The sequence below is a fragment of the Ideonella sp. WA131b genome (assembly GCA_023657425.1).
Lineage (GTDB): Bacteria > Pseudomonadota > Gammaproteobacteria > Burkholderiales > Burkholderiaceae_C > Rubrivivax.
Genome location: JAGTJW010000001.1, coordinates 1186709 through 1210623, shown reverse-complemented (window position 1 = coordinate 1210623; position 23915 = coordinate 1186709). Strand labels below are relative to the sequence as shown.

Below are 23915 nucleotides of genomic sequence, written 5' to 3'. Positions count from 1 at the left end.
GGGCCCAGCCGAGCGGTGGGGGGTCGATGTCACGGGTGCCGGCGGCGGCTCGCCGACGCGGTCCGGTTCAGCCCGCGGGCGCCGCGAGCGCCTCCAGCATGGTCAGCGTGCCCGCGCCGGCATCCAGCCGCACGCGCAGGCCCAGCGGCAGCGGGCGGTTGGGCGTGCCGTGCCCCGTGGGCCAGCCGCCCAGCAGCGGCTTGCCCCGCTCGCGGCACAGCGGCAGCAGCCGCTCGCGCAGCAGCGCCTCGGGCGCCTCGCTCTCGGTGAAGCTGCCCAGCACGATGCCGGCCACGGCCTGCAGCACACCGGCCAGCTGCAGCTGGGTGAGACAACGGTCGACGCGGTAGAGCGACTCGCTCACGTCCTCGAGGAACAGGATGGCGCCGTGCGGGTTCCAGGCCCAGGGCGTGCCGGTGAGCGCGGCCACCAGGCTGAGGTTGCCGCCGATCAGCACGCCCTCGGCCACGCCGGGGTGCACGGGCTCGCCGGGCTCGAGCTCGGGCGCCAGCACGCTGCCGGCGGGCAGGCCGCCCTTGAGCAGGGCCACCAGCGCGGCCTCGTCGTCCTCGCGCCCGGGGCGGATCAGGTCCGAGGCCGGCATCGGCGCATGCAGGCTGGGCAGGCCCTCGGCGGCCCAGAGGGCCTGCAGGGCGGTGATGTCGCTGTAGCCCATCAGCAGCTTGGGGCTGCGCCGCAGCAGCGCGGTGTCGATGCCGGGCAGCAGGCGCAGGGCGCCGTAGCCGCCGCGCAAGGCATGGATGGCGGCCACCTCGTCGTCGGCCAGCGCGGCGTGCAGGTCGGCCCGGCGCTGCGCGTCGTCGCCGGCCAGGTAGGGCAGCACGGGGTGGCGCGCGCGGCACGAGGGGTACAGGCGCGCGCGCCAGCCGTGGCGCGCGTACAGCGCCTCCACCGCGGGCAGCACGGCGGGGTCCACGGGGCCGGCGGGGGCGACGACGCCGACGAGTGCGCCTACGCGCAGCGGCAGCCAGGGTGTGGGGGCGGTCATGGCAGCCGCATCATGGCAGGGACTGCATCAGCGCGTGCACCGCGGCGCGGGATGTGTGCAGGGGCGCCGCTTCAGGGCAGGGTCTGCATCAGCGCGTGCACCGCGGCGCGGGATGTGTGCAGGGGCGCCGCTTCAGGGCAGGGTCTGCATCAGCGCGTGCACCGCGGCGCCCAGGGCGGGCAGCTTCCAGGTGGTGGCGGCGCGCTCGTCGTCGGCGCCCACGAAGCGCGGGCGGTAGCGGCTGCCCAGGTTGCTGAGCAGCGCCACCGCGTAGCGCGGGCCGCCCGGCACGGCCACGATGCCGGCATCGGACGCGTAGTTCTCGGTGGTGCCGGTCTTGTGCGCGAACACCGGCGCATCGGGCAGGCCCGGCTGCCAGCCGGGCAGGCCGCGCAGACGGCCGGAGGACAGGATCTCGTCGAGCTCCTGCGCCGCCAGGGCGGCCAGCAGCCGCTGCTTCGTGGCCTCGGCCAGCGTGGGCGTGCCCGGCGGCAGCCAGGGCGCGGGCGGGGCCTGCGGGTCCAGGATCCACAGCAGCCGCACGGTGTCCCAGGCCGTCATGTGGATCTGGCCGACGCCCGAGCCGTCGCCGTTGCGCCAACCGCCCGCGGGCGTGGTGCGCTTGAGCTGCAGCGTCGGCAGGCCCCAGGCCTGCTGCAACCTGCGGTTGAGCACGTCCACCATGCCGGCGCGGTGCAGCAGCGCCACGGCGCGGTCGGTGGCGTCGTTGTCGCTGACCACGATCATCGGCGTCAGCTCGGGCAGGACCTCGGCCCAGCCCAGCCGGCCGGCGTCGACCGCCAGGCCCAGGCCCACGGCCACCATCAGCTTCAGCAACGAGGCCGGGTAGGGCGCCACGAAGCGCGGCGCGCCCGGCGGCAGGCCGGGCGGGGTGAACAGCGGGGGGAAGGCGATGCGCGCCCAGTCGGCGCCGGGCTGCCAGGCTACCGAGGTGCCGGCAGCGTCGCGCACGTCGGCGTCGAAGCGCAGCCTGGCCACCGGGCCCAGGCCGCCGCCCGCCGGGCCGAAGTGCGCCACCACGCCCTGCGGAAACTCGCGCGAGAACAGCACATTGGCCGCCTGCATCGAGCGGCCCCCGCCCGCGAAGCGCAGCACGGCCAGGTCGAGGCTCGGAAAGGCCTCGACCGGCGCGCCGCCGCGCAGCCGGTCGGGCGTGGTGTCGAAGCGCTGCACGAGGACGGCCTGGCGCAGCGCGTCGGCCAGGGCCGGCGCTGCAGGCGCGTTCACGTGCGCCCTCCGACGATGGCCTGCCGCAACTGGGCCGTCATGTCCATGCCGGCCAGCCGCTTCTCCACCATCACGAACAAGCCCAGGCCCGCGCTGGCGCGCTGCCAAGCCAGGCCCACGGCGCGCTTTTCGGCGGAGTCGTCGTTGCTGGCATAGGCATCGCCCTTGTACTCCACCACCAGCACCCGGCCATCCTTCAGCTCGGCCACGAAGTCGGGGTAGAAGTAGTCGGTGGCCGTGGGCAGCCAGAACGAAAAGCGCTCCTGCTGCTCGACGTTGCGCACCCAGTGCTTCACCTCGGGCTGGCCGTCGAGCGCCCGCGCACACTCGAACTCCTCGCCCTGGCTCTTGAGCGCATGGATGAACGGGTAGTAGTGCTTGGTAAAGCGCCAGCGCCCGGTGTAGACATGCCGCGCCGGGTACTGGCCGGGCCTGAAGGCAAAAGTGAAGTCGGCGCTGGTGCCGGCCGTCCAGTCGGTCTGCGCAGCCCCGCTGTCGGGCAGCAGCAGCTGCCGGAAGCCGCGTTGCCGCGCCGTCGCCAGCAAGTCCTCAAGCCGCGCCATGGCTTGCCCGGCCACCTGGTGACGCGCCCGCACCAGCCCCGTCAGGCTGAAGCCGCGCTCCCGCTGAAGCCGCCCCAGCAGCGCCACGCACCAGCGGCGCAGGGTCTCGTCGGTCAGGCTGTCGCGGCGCAAGCTGCGGGCCAGCCACCAGGCCAGATCGGTGTCGGTCTCGCTCGTGGGCACCGCGTCCAGCGAGAGCTGCCGCTCGTCTTGCGCCTTGCGGAACTCCACCCGCGCCTGGTTGACGTAGATCTCGAACAGCTCGCTTTGCTCCACCACGGCAAAGCCCGGCAGATCGGGCATGGGGTCGGCGCGCAGGAGGTCGAAGCCAACGATCTCGTCCAGCGTCTGGCGCTCGAACAAATGCAGCTCCTGCTGCTCGCCAGCCGCCGCACGCAAGCCCACGCACAGCCGCCGCATCGCGGCAAAGGGCACGCCGCGCTCGGCCGGCGCGCGGGCCGCCTGCACACGCTGGTTGTGCTGCGCCACATGGGCCATCACCGGGGCATGGTCCTTGGCCGGCAGCACCGCCAGCAGGCGGGCCAGCGTGGCGTCGGACACCTCGTCTTGCAGGCGCAGCCGCGGGCCGGCCGAGGGCGGCGAATCTGCGCCAGTGCCGGCATCGCCTGCATCGCCGCCCTCGGCCGCGGAGACCGGCCAGTGCACCTCGATGTCGGGCTCGGCCTGCAGCGCCCGGGCCACCTCGGCGCTCACTTCCAGCGTCAGCACCGGCGCCGCAAGGGCGGGTTGCGGCGTGACGTCGAGCAGCTCGCCTTGCACGCCGGCATCGGGCAGCAGCACGGCTGCGGCGTCCAGCGCCTCGAAGCCCATGCCGTCGACCATGCGGTCCACCAGGGCCGCCGCGGCTTCGGAAAAGCTGCGTGCCACCACGTGTGCGTAGGCCCGGTTCAGCGCGGGGCTGCGCCGCCGCCGCGCGTAGGGCATGCGCAGCACGCGGCCCAGCAGCTGCTCCACGTCTTTGCCCGAGCGCACGTTCTGCAGCGAGCACAGCACGTAGGCGAAGGCGCAGTCCCAGCCCTCCTTCAGGGCCTCCACCGTGATGACGCAGCGCACCGGGCACGCCGGGTCGAACAGATCCACGCCATCGAGGCCGCGCTGATCGCCGGTGGCCACCACGATGTGTGCCTCGGGCACGTGCAGGTCGTCGATGAGGTGCCGGCGCAGCAGCTCGGGCGTGACCTCGGCCGACTTGTCCTGCGCCTGGAACAGCACGATGGGCCGGATGTACTGCGGCTCGTGCGCGCACTCGGCCTCCAGCTGGCGGCGGCGCAGCAGCGCGTCGCGCACGGCAGCCGGCCACTCGCGGTGCTCGGCCAGCATCACCGGCAGCTTGATCATCTCTTCGGCCTGCAGCTCGCGCGCGCTCACGCTCGCCAGCACGTTGGCCTTCTTGGGCACCGGCGTGGCCGTCAGCTCCAGCACGGCGCTGGGTGCCACGCGCCGCAGCGTGTCGAGGCTGGTCCTGCTCTGCGCGTTGTGCGCCTCGTCCACCACCACCAACGGGCGCACCAGCGCCAGCAGGTTGGCCAGCGAATGCTTGACGCGGCCGATGTCCGCCGCCGTCAGGGCGCCGCTGGCGGCGCCGGGCACCAGGTCTTCGGCGCTCACGCGCTCCAGCGGTGCATCCGGGCCCAGCAGCCCCTGCGCCGCGAAGTGCGCGAAGTGGGTGTCGAACTCCTCGCTGAACGCGTAGACGTTGCGGCCCTGCGTGTTCTTGACGCGAAAGCTCTGGATCGTGGCCACCAGCACCACGGCCTTGGTGCCCAGCTCCTGCACCGCCAGCGTGGGCGCGGCTTCCAGGTCGAGCACGGCCAGGGCCTGGCCGTAGTGCGCCTGCAGCGCCTCGCGGTAGGGGTGGCCGCTTTGCTGCAGCGCGCGCAAGGTCTGGTCGCGGATGGTCGTGGACGGCACCAGCCACAGCGCCACCGGGTGGGCAGCCTGCCGCCACACGCGTGCCATCTGCACGATGGCGTGGCTGGCCATCAGCGTCTTGCCGCCGCCGGTGGGGATGCGCAGGCACACGCAGGGCGTGTCGCCGAAGGCCTCGCGGCGGTAGGGCACGGTGCGCACGCGCTCGCCGGGCTCGGGCGCCGGGGCCTGGCGGGCCAGTTCGCGCGCCCAGGCGGCGTCGAGGTCGCCCGTGGTGCGCGCGTCGGCGAGAAAGCGCTCCAGGCTGGCCAGGGCCTGCTGCTGGTAGGTCTTGAGGGTGAGGGACGGCATGGTGGGCGTCGGGTTCGACCAGTGAGTCCGATCAGGACCGTCTGCAAGTGGGTGTCAGAGACGGATTGGGGCCGTATTGGCGCAAGAGCTCAGGTTTGGCGCAGAAAAATCATATAAAAATCAACAGCTTAGCTTTCAGATTGGCGCAAGCCTGCACACTCGCCACAACGATTGGAGCCAGCGGTTTCATGGCGCAGGTTTTGGGGCCATCAAATCCGCGTCAAATCGGGCGAGCATCTTCGTGACACCAAAAAATCGTTGCACATCAGGCACTTGGTCTCCAACGGCCCGCCGCGCGGTGCAGCGGCGGTGGGCAGGACGTCAAATGCGGCGCAATTCATCGGCGGCGCCTGCGGCGCGCGCCGCCCAGGCCGGAATGTAGGAGCGCTCGGCATCGTCAGCGGGCCTCACCAGCCGCCGGTCACGCGCCTGGGCGATAAGGCGCGACACCTGGGCCACCTGACGGTCGGGCAGGCGCAAGCGCTGGCGCAGGCTGGCATTGGTGAGCTTCTCGCCGCGCTGGTACAGCAGGCAGGCGTGCTGGTACACCGCACGCAGCCGGTCCTCCTGGCTCATCTGCGCAAAGGGGCGCGGGCCAAACAGACGCGCCCGCATGAAGTCGGCCCCGCCGCCATCGGCCGCGAGCACTTCGAAGCCCGGCGGCGGCAGCCCGGCCTCCTCGGCTGCGGCCACGACGCGGTCGATGCCGGAACCGCGCTCCTCACAGAAGCGCAAGAGCCGCATCGCCCGCGCCAGCGCTTCGTTGCGCGACTGCGCCGGCCAGTCCAGCAGCCGTTCCACCGCCACCAGCGGCCGGCCCGGGTTGGTGATGACGATGCAGCCGGCAAACGCCTCCACCAAAGGCCCCGTACCGTGGGCGCCAAAGTCCTGGTGCACCAGCGCGTTGACGAGCAACTCGCGCAACGCCAGCGGCGGAAAGTGCTCGCGCCTCTCGCGGCGCGCACCCACCACCACCTCCTCGGCCGGCAGGCGCGACACCAGCGTCTGCATCGCGTCGTCCACCACCAGCGCGTAGCCCTTCTCGCCCAGCGGCAGCTCTTCGGCCGGCGCCGCGGCATCGGCGCCGTGGTACCACACCACCCGCAACGCCTTGCGTGCCAGCGGGCCGAAGCGGGCGAGGTCGCGCGCCAGCAGCAGCGCACCCAGGTTGAGCAGGTTCCAGCGGCCATCAGGCCGCGCTTGCAGCAGCCCGCGTTCGGCCAGCATCAACAGCGCTTCGGCCGGCCCGGGCTGCGGCTCACGCAGGGCACGGAACCACGCCGCCACGTCGAGCAGGGCCGCCACCTCGGTGGCGGCCACGCCTTCGGCAGCCACGCGCTGCTCGAAGCCCAGGCGGGCCAGGCGCTCAAGCAGCTCGCGCTCCTGCTCCGGAAAGTCTCGCAGCCTCACCTTCGAGGCCCGCACGCGCATGTAGCGCTCGCCGCCATAGCTCACGGGCCGGCCAGCCGCCGCTGGCACGCGCATGACGACGGCCCGCCGCTCTCCATCGATCACCTCGAAGAACTCCGGCTCGGTCTGCCCGCGGAACACCACCTGCAGCCAGAAGGGCAGCTCTTCATTGCCCTTGCGCGCCTGCTCAGGCCGGAAGCGGGTGCCCGCCCATTCGCGCGTGCCGTCGTGCACACCCCACACCAGATAGCCGTGCGCTTGGCCCGCCCAGGCGGCGCCGTTGGCCAGCGCCGACACGTACTCGGCGAGCAACTCAGGGTGCTGGTTGTCCTGCTTGAACTCCACCCACGGGCACTCGTCGGCCTCCCGCAGCAGGCCGTCGAGCCAGGCCACCGGCAGCGGGCGCGGTGCGGCGCGCGCATCGGCCCACAGCGGCGCCGGCAGTGGCGGCTCGGCGGGGGGCAGCGGCTCGGTCATCGTGCCGCCAGCTCGTACGGAATCTGCCGGAACTCGATGCCCTCGGCCGCCAGCCGCGCCGGGCCCAGGGTGCAGGCTTCGCCGTACACCAGGCGCGGGCCGTCGTGCGGGCAGCTGCGCTTGAGCGCCTGCAGCACGGCCAGGTTGAGCACATTGCCGCCTTCGGGCCGGCGGTCGCCGAGGATGCCGTTGTAGAGCAGCAGCACGGCTGTGCCCTCGTGCGTGCCGAGCTGCGGCGTGCCGGCGCGGGCGCCGCTCTGGCCACCCAGCTCGGGCGGCGTGTAGGCCGTGCGCGTGGCCTGCTGCCACACGAAGGCGGCCAGTGCCGCGAAGCGCACCGCGGGGTCGATGCGGCCGTCGGCCGTGAACACCGGCTCGCCCAGGTGCACGAGGCGAAAGCCGCCACCGCCCTGCCAGCCCACGGCGGGGCTGATGCCGCCTTGTTCGCCCTGCACCACTTTCTGCAGCCGCGGCAGACAGTGGGTGCGCGCGTGTTCGCCCATCTCGATGCCGATCCAGCGCCGGCCCATCTTGTGCGCCACGGCGGCGGTGGTGCCGCTGCCGAGGAAGGAGTCGAGGACGAGATCGCCGGGGTTGGTGGCGATGTGCAGGATGCGTTGGAGCAAACGTTCGGGCTTGGGTGTACCGAAGCTGATGTCTGCGCCAAACAGTGCATTGGCTTCCTTCTTGGACTCGTCGGTGTGGCCGACTTCCTCGTGTGGCCACCAAGTCCAAGGCACGAGTCCTTTGGCGTTCACCAGGAACTCTTTGCGTCTGGGAACCCCGTTTCCGTCCGCACCAAAGTACACCCGGTGATCGGCAAGAAGTCTGTCGAACTCCGAGCGGACAAGCTTCCAGCAGTTGCCAGGTGGCGGCAGATGAGTACGGCCCGATGGCGCGGTGATCTCGTACATCTGATTCGGTCGAAAGCCTTGCGCCAGCAGCGACACGCTCTGCCACTTTCCACGAGGATCCGAATCAGGATTCCGATAGAGCTCTAGCTGCTTTTCCGCAAGCGGCAACAGACTGCGTGTTTCCTTGAACAAGCTCGCGTTCACGGCGTAAACAAGCAGATGATCGTGAACGTCGCCGATGGACTCCCGGTTCTCACGTGAGTACCGCTTCTGCCAAACGCAATTCGCAACGAAACGCCCCCGCCCAAACACCTCATCCATCAACACCTTGAGGTAATGCCCCTCGTGGTCGTCGATGGTCACCCAGATGCTGCCGTCCTCGCGCAGGAACTCGCGCAGCAGCTGCAGCCGCGGCAGCATCATTGACAGCCATTGCGAGTGCTCGAGGTTGTCGTCGTAGTGCTCGAACGCGCTCTTGGTGTTGTAGGGCGGGTCAATGAAGATGCACTTCACCTGGCCGCGGAACAGGGGCAGCAGGGCCTTCAGCGCCTGCAGGTTGTCGCCGTGCACAAGCCAGTTGCGGGCGTCGCCGTCGCCGTGGGTGCTGATGGGCTGCAGCAGCCGGTAGGGCACGGCCTCGGCGGCGCGGAAGGCGGCGTCGCGCTGGAGCCAGTTCAGGGTGGGCATGCCGGCATTGTCGGGGCTGGGCGGCTGCAGCGGCCCTGGGTCCACGCCGGCCGCCAGCGCGCACCGCTGGCGGGTTAGGCCAGCGCGGCTGCGGTGGCCCGGCCCAGGCTGGCGCTGGCGTCAGCCAGCCGCCGGCCGCCAAGCCCCCTGCGCGGAGCCGGCTCTGCCGGTCCGCCGCAGGGCGGCCGCCCCGGGGGGGTGAAGGCCGCGGCTCCAAGCCGGCCTGCGCCGGCTTGGACGGCCCAAACGGCGCGGCCTCTGGCCGTGCGTGGAGCGCCAGCGAGCTTGGGGGCTCAGAACCTGTACTCGGCCGACAGCACGAAGGCCCGCCCGCGCGGGTCGGCCACGCGCGGCTCCCAGCTGCTGCCGCTGCCGAAGTTGCTGTCGTAGGTGACGGCGAAGGGCGGGTCTTCGTCGAAGAGGTTCTTCACCAGGCCGGTGAGCGTCAGGTTCTTGATGGCGGTCCAGCTCAGGCCCAGGTTGTAAGTGGTGTAGGCGTCGACCTTGGGATTCCAGTCGGGCGGCGAGACGCGGCCCGAGCTCACGCCGGGCAGCACCTGGTCGTTGTAGCCGGCGCGGTAGAGCTGGCTGAAGGTGGCCGTCCAGTCGCCGCGTTGGTAGGTGATGGCGGCGTTGTGCTTCCAGCGCAGGCCCAGGTCGCCGGCAAAGCTGAACTGGCCGATCTCGCTGGGGCCGAAGGGCACCGTGGGCAGCACGCGCGAGCGCTTCTTCAGCAGGTAGGTGCCTTCCAGGCCCGCCGTCCAGCGCGCGCCCATGGCGTTGAAGCTGCTCTTGAGGCTGACCTCCACACCCTCGGTCTGGGTTTCGCCCGCGTTGACCCAGCGTTGGTCGATGGCGCCCAGGGTGCCGTCGAGCTGGTAGGCGAAGCGGTTGCGCAGCAGGTTGAAGTTGTCCACCAGCTGCTGCAGGCTCAGGATCTGGATCGTGCCCTCGCGCTGGATGCTCCACCAGTCCAGGCCGATGCTGAACAGCGGCGAGGGCTCGAAGACGAAGCCCACCGACGCCATCTTGGCCTCTTCGGGGCCCAGGTCCTCCTTGCCGCCGTTGATGATGAGCGGGCGGATGGACTCGCAGCCCGGCCGGTTGGCGTCAACCCGGCCGGTGGGGCAGAGCAGCGGGTCCACCAGGGTGGCGCCGGTGAAGGTGGCCGACGACGCGCCGTTGTAGAGCTGGTTGAAGGTCGGCACGCGGAAGCCGGTGCTGTAGGAGCCGCGCACCAGCAGCGGCTCGGCCGGCCGCCACAGGCCCGAGACCTTGGGGTTGGTGGTGGTGCCGAAACCGTCGTACTTGTCCTGGCGCACGGCCAGCGTGAACTCCAGGCCCTTGAGCACCGGCATCAGCAGCTCACCATAGAAGGCGGTGACGTCGCGCTTGGCGCCGGTCAGCACGTTGGTCTGGTCAAAGGGCGCGGCCACGACGATGCGCTGCAGCGTGGGGTCGCGCTCGTCGCCGTTGAAGCGGTACTTCTCGCTGCGCAGGTCGGCGCCGAGCGCCGCCATGGCGCTGCCCCCGGGAAGCTTGAACACCGGCCCCGAGACGGAGAAGTCGGTCTGCTGCACGGTGTACTTGCCGCCATACAGCACCACGCCGCGGGCCGAGGCTTCCTCGAGCGCGGCCAGGCCGTCGGCGCTCTGCGTCTGGCCCGGCAGCAGGAACACGTTGATGCGCCCGCTGTTGAGCGCCGGCACGATGCCCGCCGGGTTGCCGGAGCCTGGGCTGGTGGCGTTGTCGCGGAAGTAGTAGCCGCCGCCCAGCGTGCTCTTGGCCTCGGAGGTGGCCTGCAGCACGCCGGCCTTGTAGTCCCAGCCGCCGAAGAAGGGACCCTCGGCGGTGAGCGCCCAGCGCGTGGTGTCGGCGTCGGTGGTGATCTCGCGCGGGCCGCACTCGATGCAGCGCCAGCGGTAGGCGATGGGGATGCCGCGGCTGGCCGTGATCTGGCCCGGGAAGGCGGCCACGAGGCGGTCGTAGATCTCGTCGTAGGCCGCCTGCGACTGCGCATTGCGCGGGAAGCGCAGCTGCTGCGTCGTGGTGTTGGGCGTCATCTGCAGGTTCGAGAAGCGCTTGGCCGATCCGGTCTGAGAGCCGGTGAGCTCCAGCGCCATCTGGTGCTCGCCGAGCTTGCCGGTGGCGCGCATCACCCAGGTGGTGCTCTCGACCGGCTGCTGCAGCACCGCGGCACGCCCAGTGTCCCAGGCGCAGGCCAGCGCGGCGCTGGGCACATCCCAGAGCAGGGCGTCGTAGGGCGCCATGCCGGGGATGGCGCCGCAGCCCGGGCCGCCGGGCAGGTCGAGCACGTTGAGGCCGCCGGAGGCGCGCACCGTGGTGCTGCCCGGGATCAGCGGCGCGTCGGCGCTGGTGGGGAAGATGGTGCCGGCCAGCGGGAAGATCGTGGCGTGCGGCGTGCCGCGCGTGTCCACGCTCAGGCCGCGGTTCGGCTGGAAGGTGTTGACGAAGCCGCGCTGGTCGCCGCGCAGCGCCTTGTTGTCGCTCACTGACAGGGTGGCCATGAAGTTGTAGCCGTCCTTGTCGAGGTCGCCGATGCCAAAGACCGCGCCGCCGCTGTAGATGTTGCCGCCGCCGGCCTGGGTGACATCGGCCAGGGCGCGCACCAGGCCGCCGCGGAAGTCGGTGCGCAGGATGAAGTTGATGACGCCGCCGATGGCGTCGGTGCCGTAGATGGCGCTGGCGCCGTCCTTCAGCACCTCGATGCGCTCGACGGCGGCCATCGGGATCTGGTTGAGGTCGACGACGCCGCCGTTGAGGCCGTGCGCGGCGACGCGGCGGCCGTTGAGCAGGATCAGCGTGGCGTTGCTGCCCTGGCCTCGCAGGTTGGCGCTGGTGGCGCCGTTGTTGCCGCGCTGCGCGCCGCCCACCACGTCGGCGTTGGAAGCCAGGTTGTCCAGGCCGTTGCCATTGGTGCTGAGCCTGAAGATGACCTGCTCGGCGCTGGTGATGCCCTGGCGGTCAAGCTCGGCACGGGTGATCACCTGCAGCGGCAGCGCGCCCTCGGTGGCGATGCGCTTGATGCTGGAGCCGGTGATGGTGATGCGCTCGGGCGTCTGCGCCAGCGCGCTGGCGGCGAGGCCGGCCAGGGCCAGGCCGGCGGCCAGGGTGGTGAGCTTGAAGGACATGGGGGGTTCCTCGGGACCGTGGTTTCTGGTGGGGATGCGGGCAGGCTGGGCGTCGCCGGCAGACTCATCGACCAGTGTCGCCATGCACCGGGGCCGTCGCCCATCCGGATTAGCCCCCGGCGTCGACCCGCGAACCACATTCCCTGCGCAAGCCAGGGCTGCGCCGCCGCCGTGGGAACATCGCCCGCATGTCGGCTTCGCCCTGGCGCTGGATCCCCACGCTCTACCTCGGCCAGGGCCTGCCCTACGTGGCCGTGATGACGCTGGCCGTGGTGATGTACAAGAACCTCGGCGTGTCCAACGCGCAGATCGCGCTGCTGACGAGCTGGCTGTACCTGCCTTGGGTGATCAAGCCGCTGTGGAGCCCGCTGGTGGAGCTGCTGGGCAAGAAGCGCCTGTGGATCGTGGGGCTTCAGCTGGGGGTGGGCGCCGCCTTTGCCGGGGTGGCGCTGGCCGTGCCGGCGCCGGCTTTCCTGCAGTGGACGCTGGTGATGTTCTGGCTGCTGGCCTTTGCCAGCGCCACGCACGACATCGCGGCCGACGGCTTCTACATCCTGGCGCTGGACGGCCGCCGCCAGGCCGCCTTCGTGGGCGTGCGCAGCACCTTCTACCGGCTGTCGATGCTGGGCGGCCAGGGCGGGCTGGTGTGGCTGGCCGGCTGGTGGGCCGAGCACCACGGCGGGCCGGTGGCCGGCTGGCAGGCGGTGTTCCTGCTGCTGGCCGTTCTCTTTGCGGCCTTCGCGGCCTGGCATGCCTGGGCGCTGCCGCGGCCGGCCGACGACAGGCCGGCGCCGCGCACGGGCGAGTTCTGGCGCGGCTTCGTCGCCGTGTTCCGCAGCTTCTTTGCGCGCGAGGACATCGTGCGCGTGCTGGTCTTCCTGCTCGTGTACCGGCTGGGCGAGGCGCAGCTGCTCAAGCTGGTGGCGCCTTTCCTGCTGGACGCCCGCGCCGACGGCGGCCTGGGCTTCACGACGCAGCAGCTCGGCCTGGCCTACGGCACCGTGGGCGTGGCCGCGCTCACTTTAGGCGGGCTGCTCGGCGGCTGGGCCATCTCGCGCGCCGGCCTGGGCCGGCTGCTGCCCGTGCTGCTGCTGGCCATGAACGCGCCCAACCTGCTGTACGTGGGGCTGGCCTGGGCGCAGCCCGAGGGCCTGCTGGTGGTGGCGGCGGCGCTGGCGGTGGAGCAGTTCGGCTACGGCTTCGGCTTCACGGCCTACATGGTGTTCATGCTGTGGGTGGCCGGCGGGCCAGGCGATGGCGCCGGGGGCGGCAACCCGCACAAGACGGCGCACTACGCGCTGTGCACCGGTTTCATGGCGCTGGGGATGATGCTGCCGGGCATGGCCGCCGGCTGGCTGCAGGAGCAGCTGGGCTACACGGCCTTCTTCGTGTGGTGCTGCATCGCCACGCTGCCGGGATTCGTGGCCGCCGCCTGGGCGCGCATGCCGCGCGACTTCGGCAAGGAAGCGGCCGCCACGCCGCGCTGAGCCAGCAGGCCCGCGGGGCCGGCCAGGCCGCCCACGACCCTACCCGGCGAGCGCCGCCCAGGCCAGCACCGCCAGCGGCGCCGTCTCGGCCCGCAGCACACGCGGGCCCAGCGTGAGCGGCTGAAAGCCGGCGGCGCGTGCCGCCGCCCGCTCGGCCGGGGCCAGCCCGCCCTCGGGCCCCGACAAGGCGATGAGGGCCGGCGGGCGCTCCGCGCCGGCCGGCGGCCGGGCGTCGGCGGCCACATCCAGCACCCAGCGCGCCGGGCCGGGCGCAGGCGGCGCCGGGGGCAGCATGGCCAGCCAGTCGGCCAGCTCGCGCAGCGGGGCCACGGCCATCAGCCGCGTGCGCCCGCACTGCTCGCTGGCCGCGCGCACGATGCCCTGCCAGTGGGCGTGGCGCCGCGCCGCGCGCTCGCCGTGCAGGCGCAGCACCGAGCGCTCGGCCTGCAAGGGCTGCAGCGCCGCGGCGCCCAGCTCGGTGGCCTTCTCCACCAGCCAGTCCATGCGCTCGTTGGCCGGCACCACCACGGCCAGCGTCACCGGCAGGGCCAGCTCGCGGTCGACGGCGCGCGGCTGGCCCAGCGCCACGGTGATCGCGCTGCGGCCCACCTCGCGCACGGTGGCCGGCCACTCGGCGCCGCAGCCGTCGAGCAGCACCAGCGCGTCACCCGGCTGCACGCGGCGCACGCGGGCGTGGCGGTCGGCGGCCTCGGGCAAGGTGGCCACGGCGCCGGCCGCCAGCGGGATGTCGACGAGCAGGCGCATCAGGGTGGTGGCGTGGGGGCGGCGTGGGGGCGGCGTGAGGACCGGGCGCGCGCGTGCGTTCAGGACCCGTCGCGCAGCGCGCGGCGCAGCACCTTGCCGATGGGGCTGCGCGGCAGCGCGGCGCGGAACAGCACCTGCGCCGGCCGCTGGTAGCCGGCCAGGTGGCACTCGCAATGGGCGCGCACCTCGGCCTCGGAGGGTTGCTCGCCGGCCGGGTCGCTGCGCACCACGACGAGCCGGACGAGCTCGTCGGCATCGCCGCCGGCCGGCTGGGGCACGCCGAGCACGGCGCACTCGCGCACACCGGCCAGACGCCGGACGGTCTCTTCCACCTGCCCCGGCACCACCGGCAGGCCGCCGACCCAGATGAGGTCTTGCAGGCGCTCGATCAGCACCAGCGCGCCGTCGTGCTCGACGCGGCCGAGGTCGCCGGTGCGCAGCCAGCCGCCGGGCAGCATGACGCGGGCGGTCTCGTCGGGGCGCTGCCAGTAGCCGGCCATGAGCTGCGGCCCGCGCACCGTGATCTCGCCCGGGGTGCCCGGAGCCACCGGCCGGCCCGCCGCGTCGACCAGCATCAGCTCGGTCTCGGGCAGGGGGTAGCCGACATGGCCGCTGAAAGCCGTGTCGTCGACGTGGTTGCAGGTGACGGCCGGGCTGCACTCGGCCAGGCCGTAGCCCTGGACGATGGGGCTGCCGGTCTTGAGCAACCAGAGCATGGCGGTGGCGGGATCGACGGCCAGGCCGCCGGCCAGGCTCAGGCGCAGGCCGCTCCAGTCGATGCGGTCGGCGGCGGGGTGGCGCGCCAGCGAGTCGAACACCGGGTTGACCGAGGGAAAGAGGTGAAAGCGCTCGCGCAGAAGCAGCGCGGCCAGCGCATCGGTGTCGGTCCAGTCGGGCAGGAGCAGCAGCCGCCCGCCGCGAAGCAGGGTGAGCAGCAGCGCCAGCGTGAAGCCGAAGGTGTGGTGCAGCGGCAGCGCGGCCACGGTCGTCCAGGGTTCGTCGGACGGCCAGGCGGCCAGCGCGGGCTCGAGCCACTGCCCGGCCTGGCGCAGGTTGGCCTGCAGCTGCCGGTGCAGCAGCACCGCCCCGCGGGCCACGCCGGTGGTGCCGCCGGTGTACTGCAGCACGGCGATGTCGTCGGGGCCCGGCTCGGCCTCGGCCAGCGGCAGCACGCGGCCCCGGTCCAGGGCCACGCCGAAGGCGACGGCGCCGGGCAGCGCCGGGGCCGCGGGGCGCGGGCGCTGGCGGCGCCGCACCAGCGCCGCGCGCACGGGGCCCAGCAACTCGCCGACGCCGGCCACCAGCACCAGCGGCAGCGGCTGCGCTTCGAGCAGCGGGGCCAGCGCCGAGGCGGCGGCTTCGTCGGCCACCAGCGCGCGGGCCCCGCTGTCGCGCAGCTGGTGCAGCAGGGCCTCGCCGGCCAGGGCGGGGTCGACCGGCACGACCACCAGCCCGGCGCGCCAGGCCGAGATCACCGCCACCGGCAGCGGCAGGCCGCCGCGCAGCATCACCGCGAGGCGGTCCCCCGCGACCAGCCCGCGCTGCTGCCAGAAGGCCGCCAGCGCGCGCGAGGCGGTGTCGAGTTCGGCGTAGCGCAACGTGCGGCCGTGGCAGCGCAGCGCGGGCCGCTGGGCATGGGTTTGCATCGCGGCGCGCAGCGCCAAGCCCAGCGACCGGGCGGCCGCCGGGGCCGACCCGGCGGGCAGCGTCTCCGGCGGCCTGATGCGCGGTGCCAGCATGGCGGAGCGGCCCGACGGCTTCAGCGCGCCGCCCGGGTGTCGCAGGCGGGCCGCCCGGCACGCCGCGCCGGCAAGGGCAGGGGAAACGGGGTCATGGGCTGACTGTAAGGTTCGCGCAAGGGGCTGTCTGCTGGCGCTTGCCCTCAGGGCGGCGGGCTGGATGGCCTCGAGTGCGGCGTGCCGGGCCCAGGGTTCCGGATGGCCCTGCCGGTGAGTGACGGGTTCAGCTTGTGCGCCTCGCCGACCCTCTGCCGGCGTGTCAGCACCTCGTGCAGCTTCTCCCGCAGCAGCTTGCCAAAGTCGTCAGCCTTCAGCCCGCCAGCTTCGCACTCACCAGCCGGTTCAGGCTCACGCCCTGCTCGCTGGCCTCGATGACCAGGCGCCGGTGCTGCTGCGGCGGGATGCGCACCTTGAACTCGCCGCTGTAGCGGCGGTCGGCGATCGGCACCGGCACCGCCTCGCCGCCGGCCTGCATGTCGCGCACGCACCCGGCCACGACGGCGCGGATGCCGGACAGCGCGTCTTCGGGCTTGGCGGCCAGCCATGACAGCGAGGGGAACTCGGCGCACAGGCCCAGGTGCTCGCCGTCTTCGGCCGACCAGGTGACGCGGTAGGTGTAGTGATCAGTGTTCATCGCGCTGCCCCTTCAGTCTGCTGATGGCTTCCAGCACCTGGCGCACCTGGTAGCCCTTGGCCTTGCCCTTGTCGTTCTGAGTGTTGACCCGCGGGTCACCCGGCCACGGTGTCTTGAACACCGCAGGGCTGGAACCCGACTGCCTGGGCGGCCCGAAGAAGTGCTCGCAGACCTTGGCCAGATCGGCAAAGCGCACGCTGGTGGGCGAGGCCTGCATCCGGCTGAGGATCTTGGCGATGTCCGCCATGGCGGGGAATGGTGTCAATAGTGGCACCATCCGTCAAGATCGAAAGGCAGGTTCGCGACCACGCCAATGCCGATCCAGGTTTCGGCGTCGATCAGCGACACCACGCGCTTGAGCTTCGCCGGGCCGGTGCGCGCCTGGCCCATCTTCAGGAACAGCAGGCAACTGAAGCGTGAGCGCAGGGGTGGACATACGCGGAGCCGCCCACCGCCCGTTGACTACACTGAGCGCCGCGCCGATCCGGCCCACGATGGACTCGGAGATGCCATGAAGCCCGCCCAACCCGCACGAGATCGACCTCAAGACCAGCCGGCCTATCGCGCCGCCGAGGCAGCGCGCATCCTGGCCCTTCCCAGCGCCACGGTTCGGGCTTGGTGTTTCGGCCAATCCGATCGCTTCAGGGCCGTCATCGCACCGGCTGCGCCGGCCGAACGGCTGCTCTCGTTCACCAACCTCTGTGAGCTGCACGTGCTGGCGGCCATGCGTCGCCGTCACCGCGTGACGCTGCCCGTGGTGCGGCGGGCACTCGACTACGTGAGCCAGCACCTGCGCGCGGAGCGCCCCCTCGTGGCCCGCGAGTTCCGCACCAACGGCGTGGCCCTGTTCGTGAAGGAGGCCGGCCAGCTGCTGAACGTGTCCGACGGTGGCCAGCAAGCGCTGCAAGCCGACTTCGAGGCCGCCCTGGCGCGCATCGACTACGGCAAGGGCGGGCTGCCGGTGGCGCTGTTCCCGTACACGCGCCTGGGCGACAGCCGCGAGACTCAGCCGCGCACGGTGGTGGTGGACCCGACCCGCGCCTTCGGCCGGCCCGTCATCAGCGGCGCCTTCGTGCGGACCGAGGTGGTGGAAGACCGCTTCCGTGCTGGCGACACCATCGAGCAGATGGCCACCGACTACGCGGTGCCGGCGTCGGTGATCGAAGAAGCGCTGCGCTTCGAGCGCCTTCGCGCGGCCGACACCGGGCGCATCGTGGTGCAGGCCTGACCCGCCATCCAGCGCGCCGCGGCGAGCCAGCGACCACCGGCCGTGTGGTCGGTGTCGCGCGCGGCTTGCGGCGTGAGGATCCATCACCCCTTGCGGTGCGATTTCGGTGGCCTCGCAATGCCCGCCGAACGCTATCCGAGCGCCTCGTCGATCTGCTGCGCGACGCTCATGCCCCGCTCCAGCTTGAACAGCATGGCAAACCGCGCGCGGCCGCCGCTGCGCTCGGCCCACAGCCGGCCCACCTGGCCCTTCTCGATCTCGCGCGGCACGTTGCGCAGATGCGCGCCCTTGTACTCGGCCACGAAGACGCGGCCATCGTCCAGCTCGCACACGAAGTCCGGGTAGAAACGGCCGAATGACGTGGGCAGCCAGAAGGCATGCACCGGCTCCGAGTCGAGGTTGCGCACCCAGCGCCTGATGCGCGGGTGCCCGTCGATGGCCAGCGCGCACAGCATCTCTTCCGAGCCGTCTTCGAGGTCGGCCACCACGGGATAGAAGTGCTTGGCCATGCGGAACTTGCCGCCATAGCGCTTGTTGCCCGGCACCGGATACGCGTTGGGGTCGAAGCGGAACTCGAACGCCGGTCCGGCAACGAGCTCCCAGCCACCATCGAGCACCAGCTGCCGGAACGCGCTGCGCCCGGCAAGCTCTCGCAACTCGTCGATGCGCAGCGCCAGCCGCTGCACCAGCGGGACCTGATGCCGCACCAGCTGGGCCAGGGGCACGCCCTTGCTGTGCACGAGGTGGTTCACGCAGGCCAGCGCAAACGCCCGCAGGTGCGCCGGCAGCACGTCGCGCGCCACGTTGCGCGAAGGGTGCTGCAGCTGCTCGGCCAGCCAGCGCGCCAGGTCTTCGGGCCGCACCGTGGTGGCCACGCCGTCCAGCGGCAACTGCGATGTGTCGCCGCGGCCCACGACCAGGCGCTTCTGGCCATCGAGGTACAGCTCCCACTGCGCGGCCTGCTCCACCATGGTGAAGCCGTCGATGGTGATGGGCTCCGCCAGCAGGTTAAGCGCCACCGTCTCGCGCACCGACTCCACTTCCAGCAGGGCCAGCGGCATCTGCCCGCCCGCCGGCCACTCACCGCCCGCAGCCATGCGGTAAGCGAGGCGCGGCACCGGCGCAAACACGTCGCCGCGGTTGGCCGGCGCCGCCGCGCCGGCCACCAGCGCGTTGTGCCGCTCCACCTGCTGCTGCGTGGCCTCGCGCTGCTTTCTGGGCTGCGCCTCCACCAGCGCCGTGGCCAGGGCCTCGCCCACATGGCCGGGTACGCGCACGCGCTGGCGCTCGCCGTCGCTGCTGAGCTGGGCCTCGCCCGCGGCCACGGCCGCGGCCACCGCCGGCGGCAGCGGCTTGCCGGGGGGCACGTCCACCGTCAGCGCCGGCAGCGGCGCCGCAGGCGGCGCGGCGGCGAACAGCGGCCCGTCGTCGCGCGGCCCGCCCCCACCCCCCGTCAAGGCCAGCGGCAACTGGGGCGCGATCATCGAGGCCATGTCCAGCGGATCGAAGCCCATGCCGTCGATCAGCCGGTCGGCCAGCGCATTGGCGGCCAGGCCGGTGCTGGCCTCGGTGACGTGGGCGTAGGCGCGGTTCAGCGCCGGCCGCGTGCGCGGCGTGGCGTAGGGCATGCGCAGCACGCGGCCCAGCAACTGCTCGATGGCGGTGCCCGAGCGGATGGTCTGCACCGTGCACAGCACGTAGGCAAAGGGGCAGTCCCAGCCCACGCCCAGCGCCTGCACGGTGATGATGAAGCGCACCGGGCAGTCGCGCGCGGCCAGGTCGATGCCATCGATCTCGCGCCGCGTGCCGGTGGCCACCTTCACCTGGGCCTCGGGGATGTGCAGGTCCTCAACCAGGTGCGCGCGCAGCACGTCCACGTCCACCGGCTCGCCCTGGTTCTGCGCCTGCAGCAGCACGATGGGGCGGATGTAGGCGCCGGTGGCTGACTCTTCCTCGTGCGCCTCGGCCTCCAGCAGGCGCTGGGTCTGCACGGCGTCCAGCACCGCGGCCTGCCAGCCGCGCGTGTGCTCCACCAGCGTGATGGGCATCTTGATCATGTGCTCGGCCTGCAGCTGCTGGGCCGACACGTGGAACAGCACGTTGCTGCGCTGGGGCAGCGGCGTGGCGGTGAGCTCGAGGATGAGCGCCGGGTTCAGCCGCTTCAGCGCCTCGAAGCTGCGCTCGGTCTTGGTGGTGTGCGCCTCGTCGACGATGACGTAGGGCTGCCGCAGCGCCAGCCAGTTGGCCAGGCTCCAGCGCGGCTGGCCCACGAAGCGCGCCAGCATCCCGCGGCCGGCTTTGGCCGGCCGCTCCGGTTCACCGGCTTTCGCTGCGGCGTGCGCCGCGCTCACATCGGCCTCGGTCACCAGCGCATCGGGCAGGCCGTGCAGCAGCTGCAGCGCCGCCGCCGGCACGCCGCGGAAGTGCGGCTCGAAGGCCTCGCTGAAGGCGTAGACGTTGCGCTGGTCGGTGTCTTCGACGCGGAAGCTCTGGATGGTGGCCACCACCACCACGGCGCGCTGCTCGAAGTCTTGCGGCGAGAGCTGCGCCAGGGCGTCGAGATCGCACACCACCACGTCATCGCCGCAGGCCTCAACCAACGCCGCGCGGAACGGGTGGCCGGGCGTGGCCAGGGCCTTGATCGTCTGGCTGCGGATGGTGTCGCTGGGCACCAGCCACAGCGCCAGCGGCCGGGGGTGGCGGCCGGGCCATTCACGAGAGAGCGTGCCGATGGCGTGCGCGGCCAGCAGCGTCTTGCCGCCGCCGGTGGGGATGCGCAGGCACACGCAGGGCAGCTCGCCAAAGGGCTCGGCGTTGTAGCCGTAGCCGGTGCAGTCGTTGAAGGCGCTGCCGGCGCCCAGCACGGCGGTGCGGCGCAGGTAGCGCTCCAGCGCTTCGAGCGCCTGGGTTTGGTAGTGCTTGAGCGCGAAGGCCGGCATGGCGTTCAAAGCCGGCCCTGCCAGCGGGCTGCACTTTGGCGGTGGTGCATCACGGCCAACACGCGCAAGGGGTCGAAGGCCGTGCGGTAGACCACCGAATAGGGGAAGTGGCGAAGAAGGCACCGACGCAAACCAGCGCCAGCCGGGGGCCAGGCTTCGGGCAACTGCTGGATGCGGCCTACGGCGTCGTCGAGGTCCGTGGCGAAGCGTGTCGCCAACTCCGTCGACACGGCGCTGCAGTGGGCCATCGCAGCCCGTACATCGGCCTGCGCGGCGACTTCGAAGACGACACGAATCACTTCAGGCCCAGCTCCTGGCGAACCTGTTCCCAAGGCACATACGTCGTCTCGCCGCGGTCATCGGCGGCCACGCGCCGGTCGATCTCGGCATGCCAGGCCGCCTCGACTTCGGGGCTCGCGAAGTGGTGAAGGCAGTCCGTCAACCGCAGCACCAGCAGCTCGAACTCTTCGGGGGGCAGGGCCTCGGCTTGGGCCACGATGGCGTCGACAGTGGTCATGGCCGTCTCCAGAAGGTTGAACGTCGCAACGCGAAGGGCGTGTGCCGAAGCTTAGCGCGGCACCGCATGCGGCAGCTGGCGGAAGCTGATGCCGGCACTGTGCAGCCGCGCATCGCCCAGCAGGCAGGCCTCGCCGTAGACGACCTTGGGGCCTTCGTGCCAGCAGCGGGCCTGCATGGCGGCCAGCACCGCGCTGGTGAGCACGTTGCCGGCGGCGGGGCGCTTGTCGCCGAGGATGCCGTTGTAGAGCAGGTAGACGGCGCGGCCCTCGTGCACGCCCAAGAGCGGCGTGCCCTGCACGGGGCTGGCGGCCGGCTCGTAGGCGGTGCCGGTTTCGCGCAGCCACAAAAAGGCGGCCAGGTCGGCAAAGCGCACCTCGGGGTGCAGCTCGCCGTGTTCATCGAACAGCGGCGCGCCCAGCTGCACGAAGCGGAAGCCGCCGCCGCCCTGCCAGTTCACGGCCTGGCTGATGCCGCCTTGTTCGCCCTGCACCACCTTCTGCAGGCGCGGCAGGCAGTGGGTGACGGCGTGCTCGCCCATCTCGATGCCGATCCAGCGGCGGCCCATCTTGTGGGCGACGGCGGCGGTGGTGCCGGAGCCGAGGAAGGAGTCGAGGATGAGGTCGCCGGGGTTGGTGGCGATGTGAACGATTCTCTGTAGGAGCCCTTCCGGCTTCGGCGTTCCAAAGGCCTCTCGATCGGGAAACAGCTCAAGGCTTTCCTTTTTTGCGTCCTCGTTGTCTCCCACCTCCTTGGCAAACCAGAGCGTCATTGGAACCAGACCCTTCTGCTGCTCAGGGAACTGCTTGATTCGTGGCCTACCACGCCCTTGCTTTGGAAAGTACACACGCCTCTCAATGTCCCGAAGCTTCAAGTACTCGGGCTCCGTAGCACCCCAGCAGCGACCTTTAGGCGGATCAAGTTGTAGCCCGGTCGGCGTCCGGATCTTGTACATCTGGTTCTCTCGATACCCTTGAGCCGTGAAAGGTACGGACTTCCAAGGACCGCGAGGATCGTGGTCAGGATTGGAGAGCCCGGCTTCATTCGCAGCCAGCAGGTTTCGGTGCGCCTTCCAAACGTTCGGCGGGTTTCTGCCGTATAGAAAGAGCGCATCGTGCGCGGAACTTATGGGTGCGCGGTTCTCGCGCGATGTGCGCTTCTGCCAGACCAACTCGCCGATGAAGTTCCCCCGCCCAAACACCTCATCCATCAACACCTTGAGGTAATGCCCCTCGTGGTCGTCGATGGTCACCCAGATGCTGCCGTCCTCGCGCAGAAACTCGCGCAGCAGCTGCAGCCGCGGCAGCATCATGCTCAGCCACTGGCTGTGCTCCAGGTTGTCGTCGTAGTGCTCGAAGGCGCTCTTGGTGTTGTAGGGCGGGTCGATGAAGATGCACTTCACCTGGCCGCGGTAGAAGGGCACCAGCGCCTTCAGCGCCTGCAGGTTGTCGCCCTGCACCAGCAGGTTGCCGGGTGCGGCATCCCCATCACCGAAGCGGTGGCCGGCGGCATGCGGGCGCAGCACACGCGTGGGCACCTGCTGCGCGGTGCGGAAGGCGGCTTCGCGGTGGAGCCAGTCGAGGGTGGGCATGGGCGGTGTCGGTGGGTGGAAGCCGCGGCTCAGCGGGCGATGTCGTGGCGCGCCTTCAGGCGCGTGAGCGCGTGCGCCCAGGGCAGCAGGGCGCGGTGCTGCAGCTGGCCCACCACGATGCCGGGGTGCAGGCCGATCTCGGCCGCAAAGGCCTCGATCTCCTCGGCCACCAGCGGCAAGTAGGGCAGGCGTGCCTGCTGCGCACGCGGAATCAGCGTGTCGGCGGCAAAGCGGTTGGCGTCCTGCTCCTCGGGCGAATCGACGGTGTCGCCCGCGGCGGCGTCGTCCAGGAAGATGGCGCGCGTGGGGTGCCTGAGCACGTGCGCCACCTCGTGGAAGAAGCTGAACCAGAACAGATCGTTGCTCTTGCCCAGCAGCGAGAGCTGGATCAGCGGCCGGCCGTTCAGGAAACGCGCCACGCCCGACACATGCGTGCCCGGCAGCGGCGGCACGAACACCAGCGCCACGCCGGCCTGTCCACACAGACGCACCAGCTCGGGCCCGATCTCTTCGGCCGGCCGCAGGCTCAGGGCGCGCATCGCCGGCAGCGCGGCCTGCAGGCGCGCCGCGTCGTAGTCGGCCAGGTGCAGCCGGGCCGCCTGCAGCTCGCCCATGCGCAGCCACGCGGTGATGGCGGCCACGTCGGTCTGCTGGCTGGGGCGGGCGCGGCGGAACTGCGGCTGCATCTGGTCGTAGTGGGCCTGCCAGCCGGCGGGCGAGGCCACGTTGAAGAAGCGCAGCAGATGCTCGACCAGCTCCTGCTTGAACGCGGCCGTCAGGCGGCCCTGCGGCAGCGCCCCGGCCTCTTGCAGCGCCTTCAGCGGAAACCGCTCCAGCCAGGGCACGTGCCCGCGCGAGGCCTCGGCGCTGCGCTGGCGCGCCAGGTGCTCGCGGTACCGCGCCTCGCGTGCGAGCCAGAACTGGGCGGGCACCTCGAGCACCCGCTCGAGCTCGAGCGCGGTGTCTTCGGTGATTTCCTTCTTGCCGGCGAGGATCTCGTTGACGGCCTGCACCGGCCGGCCCAGGCGGTGCGCCAGTTCGCGCTGCTTCCAGTCGCGCTCTTCCATCAGGTCGCGCAGCGTGGCGCCCGGGGGCGACACCTCGCGCGGCGTGTAGGCCAGGGTGGTTTCAGTCATGGTCGTTCTCCACGTCGAGCACGGTGACGGCGTCGACGGCGCGCCAGTCGAGCCGGCACGAGAGCTGGCCCTTGCGACTGCCGGTGGGTTCTTCCCACTTGCCCGGCAGGCTGCGCAGCACCTCCAGGCTGGCGGCGGCGGCCCTCTGCCATTGGCGCTGGCGCGCGGCCCGGTCTGAACAGAGCCGCTTCAGCCGGGCATCGACAAACTCGACCAGCATGCCATGTTTGTTCACCCCT

Annotated in this window: 18 protein-coding genes; 2 read left to right on the top strand and 16 right to left on the bottom strand. The window is 71.7% G+C overall.

Going from position 1 to position 23915, the window contains the following annotated elements; genetic code table 11:
• Positions 1-67: 67 nt before the first annotated feature.
• The 6 genes from KA711_05550 to KA711_05525 all read right to left on the bottom strand — a co-directional run bounded on the left by KA711_05550 (position 68) and on the right by KA711_05525 (position 11641).
• The gene (locus tag KA711_05550) at positions 68-988 is read right to left on the bottom strand and encodes an LD-carboxypeptidase (protein MCM0608450.1); all 921 of its coding nucleotides are present in this window, start codon (positions 986-988) and stop codon (positions 68-70) included.
• Between the two features lie 153 nt (positions 989-1141).
• The gene (locus tag KA711_05545; GenBank protein ID MCM0608449.1) at positions 1142-2257 is read right to left on the bottom strand and encodes a serine hydrolase; all 1116 of its coding nucleotides are present in this window, start codon (positions 2255-2257) and stop codon (positions 1142-1144) included.
• Positions 2254-5061: a DEAD/DEAH box helicase family protein gene (locus tag KA711_05540; GenBank protein MCM0608448.1), complete on the bottom strand. Its 2808-nt coding sequence runs from the start codon at positions 5059-5061 to the stop codon at positions 2254-2256. The genes KA711_05545 and KA711_05540 overlap by 4 nt, the downstream gene beginning before the upstream one ends.
• 321 nt (positions 5062-5382) lie before the next feature.
• On the bottom strand, positions 5383-6948 hold the full coding sequence (locus KA711_05535; GenBank protein ID MCM0608447.1) for a putative DNA binding domain-containing protein: 1566 nt from the start codon (positions 6946-6948) through the stop codon (positions 5383-5385).
• Positions 6945-8489, bottom strand: a complete 1545-nt coding sequence (locus tag KA711_05530) for a site-specific DNA-methyltransferase (GenBank protein ID MCM0608446.1) — start codon at positions 8487-8489, stop codon at positions 6945-6947. The genes KA711_05535 and KA711_05530 overlap by 4 nt, the downstream gene beginning before the upstream one ends.
• A 293-nt stretch (positions 8490-8782) precedes the next feature.
• On the bottom strand, positions 8783-11641 hold the full coding sequence (locus tag KA711_05525) for a TonB-dependent receptor (protein MCM0608445.1): 2859 nt from the start codon (positions 11639-11641) through the stop codon (positions 8783-8785).
• 257 nt (positions 11642-11898) lie between these two features.
• Between KA711_05525 and KA711_05520 the strand changes: the two genes are divergently transcribed.
• Entirely contained in the window at positions 11899-13128 is a 1230-nt protein-coding gene (locus tag KA711_05520; protein ID MCM0608444.1) for an MFS transporter, read from the top strand.
• Between the two features lie 39 nt (positions 13129-13167).
• Here the strand turns inward: KA711_05520 and KA711_05515 are convergent, their stop codons facing one another.
• From KA711_05515 to KA711_05500, 4 genes are all read right to left on the bottom strand, one after another.
• Complete coding sequence (locus tag KA711_05515) at positions 13168-13893, bottom strand: 16S rRNA (uracil(1498)-N(3))-methyltransferase (protein MCM0608443.1); 726 nt, start codon at positions 13891-13893, stop codon at positions 13168-13170.
• A 59-nt stretch (positions 13894-13952) separates the two neighbouring features.
• On the bottom strand, positions 13953-15632 hold the full coding sequence (locus tag KA711_05510) for an AMP-binding protein (GenBank protein ID MCM0608442.1): 1680 nt from the start codon (positions 15630-15632) through the stop codon (positions 13953-13955).
• 310 nt (positions 15633-15942) lie between these two features.
• A complete protein-coding gene (locus KA711_05505) occupies positions 15943-16266 on the bottom strand; it encodes a toxin-antitoxin system HicB family antitoxin (GenBank protein ID MCM0608441.1) in 324 nt (107 codons plus the stop codon).
• Positions 16256-16513: a toxin HicA gene (locus KA711_05500; GenBank protein MCM0608440.1), complete on the bottom strand. Its 258-nt coding sequence runs from the start codon at positions 16511-16513 to the stop codon at positions 16256-16258. Before KA711_05500 ends, KA711_05505 begins: the two co-directional genes overlap by 11 nt.
• Positions 16514-16777: 264 nt before the next feature.
• Between KA711_05500 and KA711_05495 the strand changes: the two genes are divergently transcribed.
• Positions 16778-17494 carry a DUF433 domain-containing protein gene (locus KA711_05495; protein MCM0608439.1) on the top strand — a complete coding sequence of 239 codons (717 nt, stop codon included), beginning with the start codon at positions 16778-16780 and terminating at the stop codon, positions 17492-17494.
• A 131-nt stretch (positions 17495-17625) separates the two neighbouring features.
• Here KA711_05495 and KA711_05490 read toward each other — a convergent pair whose 3' ends face one another.
• From KA711_05490 to KA711_05465, 6 genes are read right to left on the bottom strand one after another with little or no spacing between them, the layout of a single operon-like run.
• Positions 17626-20433, bottom strand: a complete 2808-nt coding sequence (locus KA711_05490) for a DEAD/DEAH box helicase family protein (protein MCM0608438.1) — start codon at positions 20431-20433, stop codon at positions 17626-17628.
• A 5-nt stretch (positions 20434-20438) separates the two neighbouring features.
• Positions 20439-20732, bottom strand: coding sequence for a type II toxin-antitoxin system RelE/ParE family toxin (locus KA711_05485; GenBank protein ID MCM0608437.1), 294 nt, complete (start codon positions 20730-20732; stop codon positions 20439-20441).
• Positions 20729-20950, bottom strand: a complete 222-nt coding sequence (locus tag KA711_05480) for an addiction module protein (GenBank protein ID MCM0608436.1) — start codon at positions 20948-20950, stop codon at positions 20729-20731. The genes KA711_05485 and KA711_05480 overlap by 4 nt, the downstream gene beginning before the upstream one ends.
• 51 nt (positions 20951-21001) lie before the next feature.
• Positions 21002-22540 carry a site-specific DNA-methyltransferase gene (locus KA711_05475; protein ID MCM0608435.1) on the bottom strand — a complete coding sequence of 513 codons (1539 nt, stop codon included), beginning with the start codon at positions 22538-22540 and terminating at the stop codon, positions 21002-21004.
• Positions 22541-22569: 29 nt separating this feature from the next.
• Positions 22570-23676, bottom strand: coding sequence for a helix-turn-helix domain-containing protein (locus KA711_05470; GenBank protein ID MCM0608434.1), 1107 nt, complete (start codon positions 23674-23676; stop codon positions 22570-22572).
• The gene (locus KA711_05465; protein ID MCM0608433.1) at positions 23669-23896 is read right to left on the bottom strand and encodes a hypothetical protein; all 228 of its coding nucleotides are present in this window, start codon (positions 23894-23896) and stop codon (positions 23669-23671) included. Before KA711_05465 ends, KA711_05470 begins: the two co-directional genes overlap by 8 nt.
• Positions 23897-23915 lie beyond the last annotated feature (19 nt).

What these genes read in the sequence shown, in the direction of transcription:
- KA711_05540 (MCM0608448.1), bottom strand. Translation starts at nt 5,061, where the DNA reads ATGCCGTCCCTCACCCTCAAGACCTACCAGCAGCAGGCCCTGGCCAGC.
- KA711_05535 (MCM0608447.1), bottom strand. Translation starts at nt 6,948, where the DNA reads ATGACCGAGCCGCTGCCCCCCGCCGAGCCGCCACTGCCGGCGCCGCTG.
- KA711_05530 (MCM0608446.1), bottom strand. Translation starts at nt 8,489, where the DNA reads ATGCCCACCCTGAACTGGCTCCAGCGCGACGCCGCCTTCCGCGCCGCC.
- KA711_05525 (MCM0608445.1), bottom strand. Translation starts at nt 11,641, where the DNA reads ATGTCCTTCAAGCTCACCACCCTGGCCGCCGGCCTGGCCCTGGCCGGC.
- KA711_05520 (MCM0608444.1), top strand. Translation starts at nt 11,899, where the DNA reads ATGACGCTGGCCGTGGTGATGTACAAGAACCTCGGCGTGTCCAACGCG.
- KA711_05515 (MCM0608443.1), bottom strand. Translation starts at nt 13,893, where the DNA reads ATGCGCCTGCTCGTCGACATCCCGCTGGCGGCCGGCGCCGTGGCCACC.
- KA711_05510 (MCM0608442.1), bottom strand. Translation starts at nt 15,632, where the DNA reads ATGCTGGCACCGCGCATCAGGCCGCCGGAGACGCTGCCCGCCGGGTCG.
- KA711_05505 (MCM0608441.1), bottom strand. Translation starts at nt 16,266, where the DNA reads ATGAACACTGATCACTACACCTACCGCGTCACCTGGTCGGCCGAAGAC.
- KA711_05500 (MCM0608440.1), bottom strand. Translation starts at nt 16,513, where the DNA reads ATGGCGGACATCGCCAAGATCCTCAGCCGGATGCAGGCCTCGCCCACC.
- KA711_05495 (MCM0608439.1), top strand. Translation starts at nt 16,778, where the DNA reads ATGAAGCCCGCCCAACCCGCACGAGATCGACCTCAAGACCAGCCGGCC.
- KA711_05490 (MCM0608438.1), bottom strand. Translation starts at nt 20,433, where the DNA reads ATGCCGGCCTTCGCGCTCAAGCACTACCAAACCCAGGCGCTCGAAGCG.
- KA711_05480 (MCM0608436.1), bottom strand. Translation starts at nt 20,950, where the DNA reads ATGACCACTGTCGACGCCATCGTGGCCCAAGCCGAGGCCCTGCCCCCC.
- KA711_05475 (MCM0608435.1), bottom strand. Translation starts at nt 22,540, where the DNA reads ATGCCCACCCTCGACTGGCTCCACCGCGAAGCCGCCTTCCGCACCGCG.
- KA711_05470 (MCM0608434.1), bottom strand. Translation starts at nt 23,676, where the DNA reads ATGACTGAAACCACCCTGGCCTACACGCCGCGCGAGGTGTCGCCCCCG.
- KA711_05465 (MCM0608433.1), bottom strand. Translation starts at nt 23,896, where the DNA reads ATGCTGGTCGAGTTTGTCGATGCCCGGCTGAAGCGGCTCTGTTCAGAC.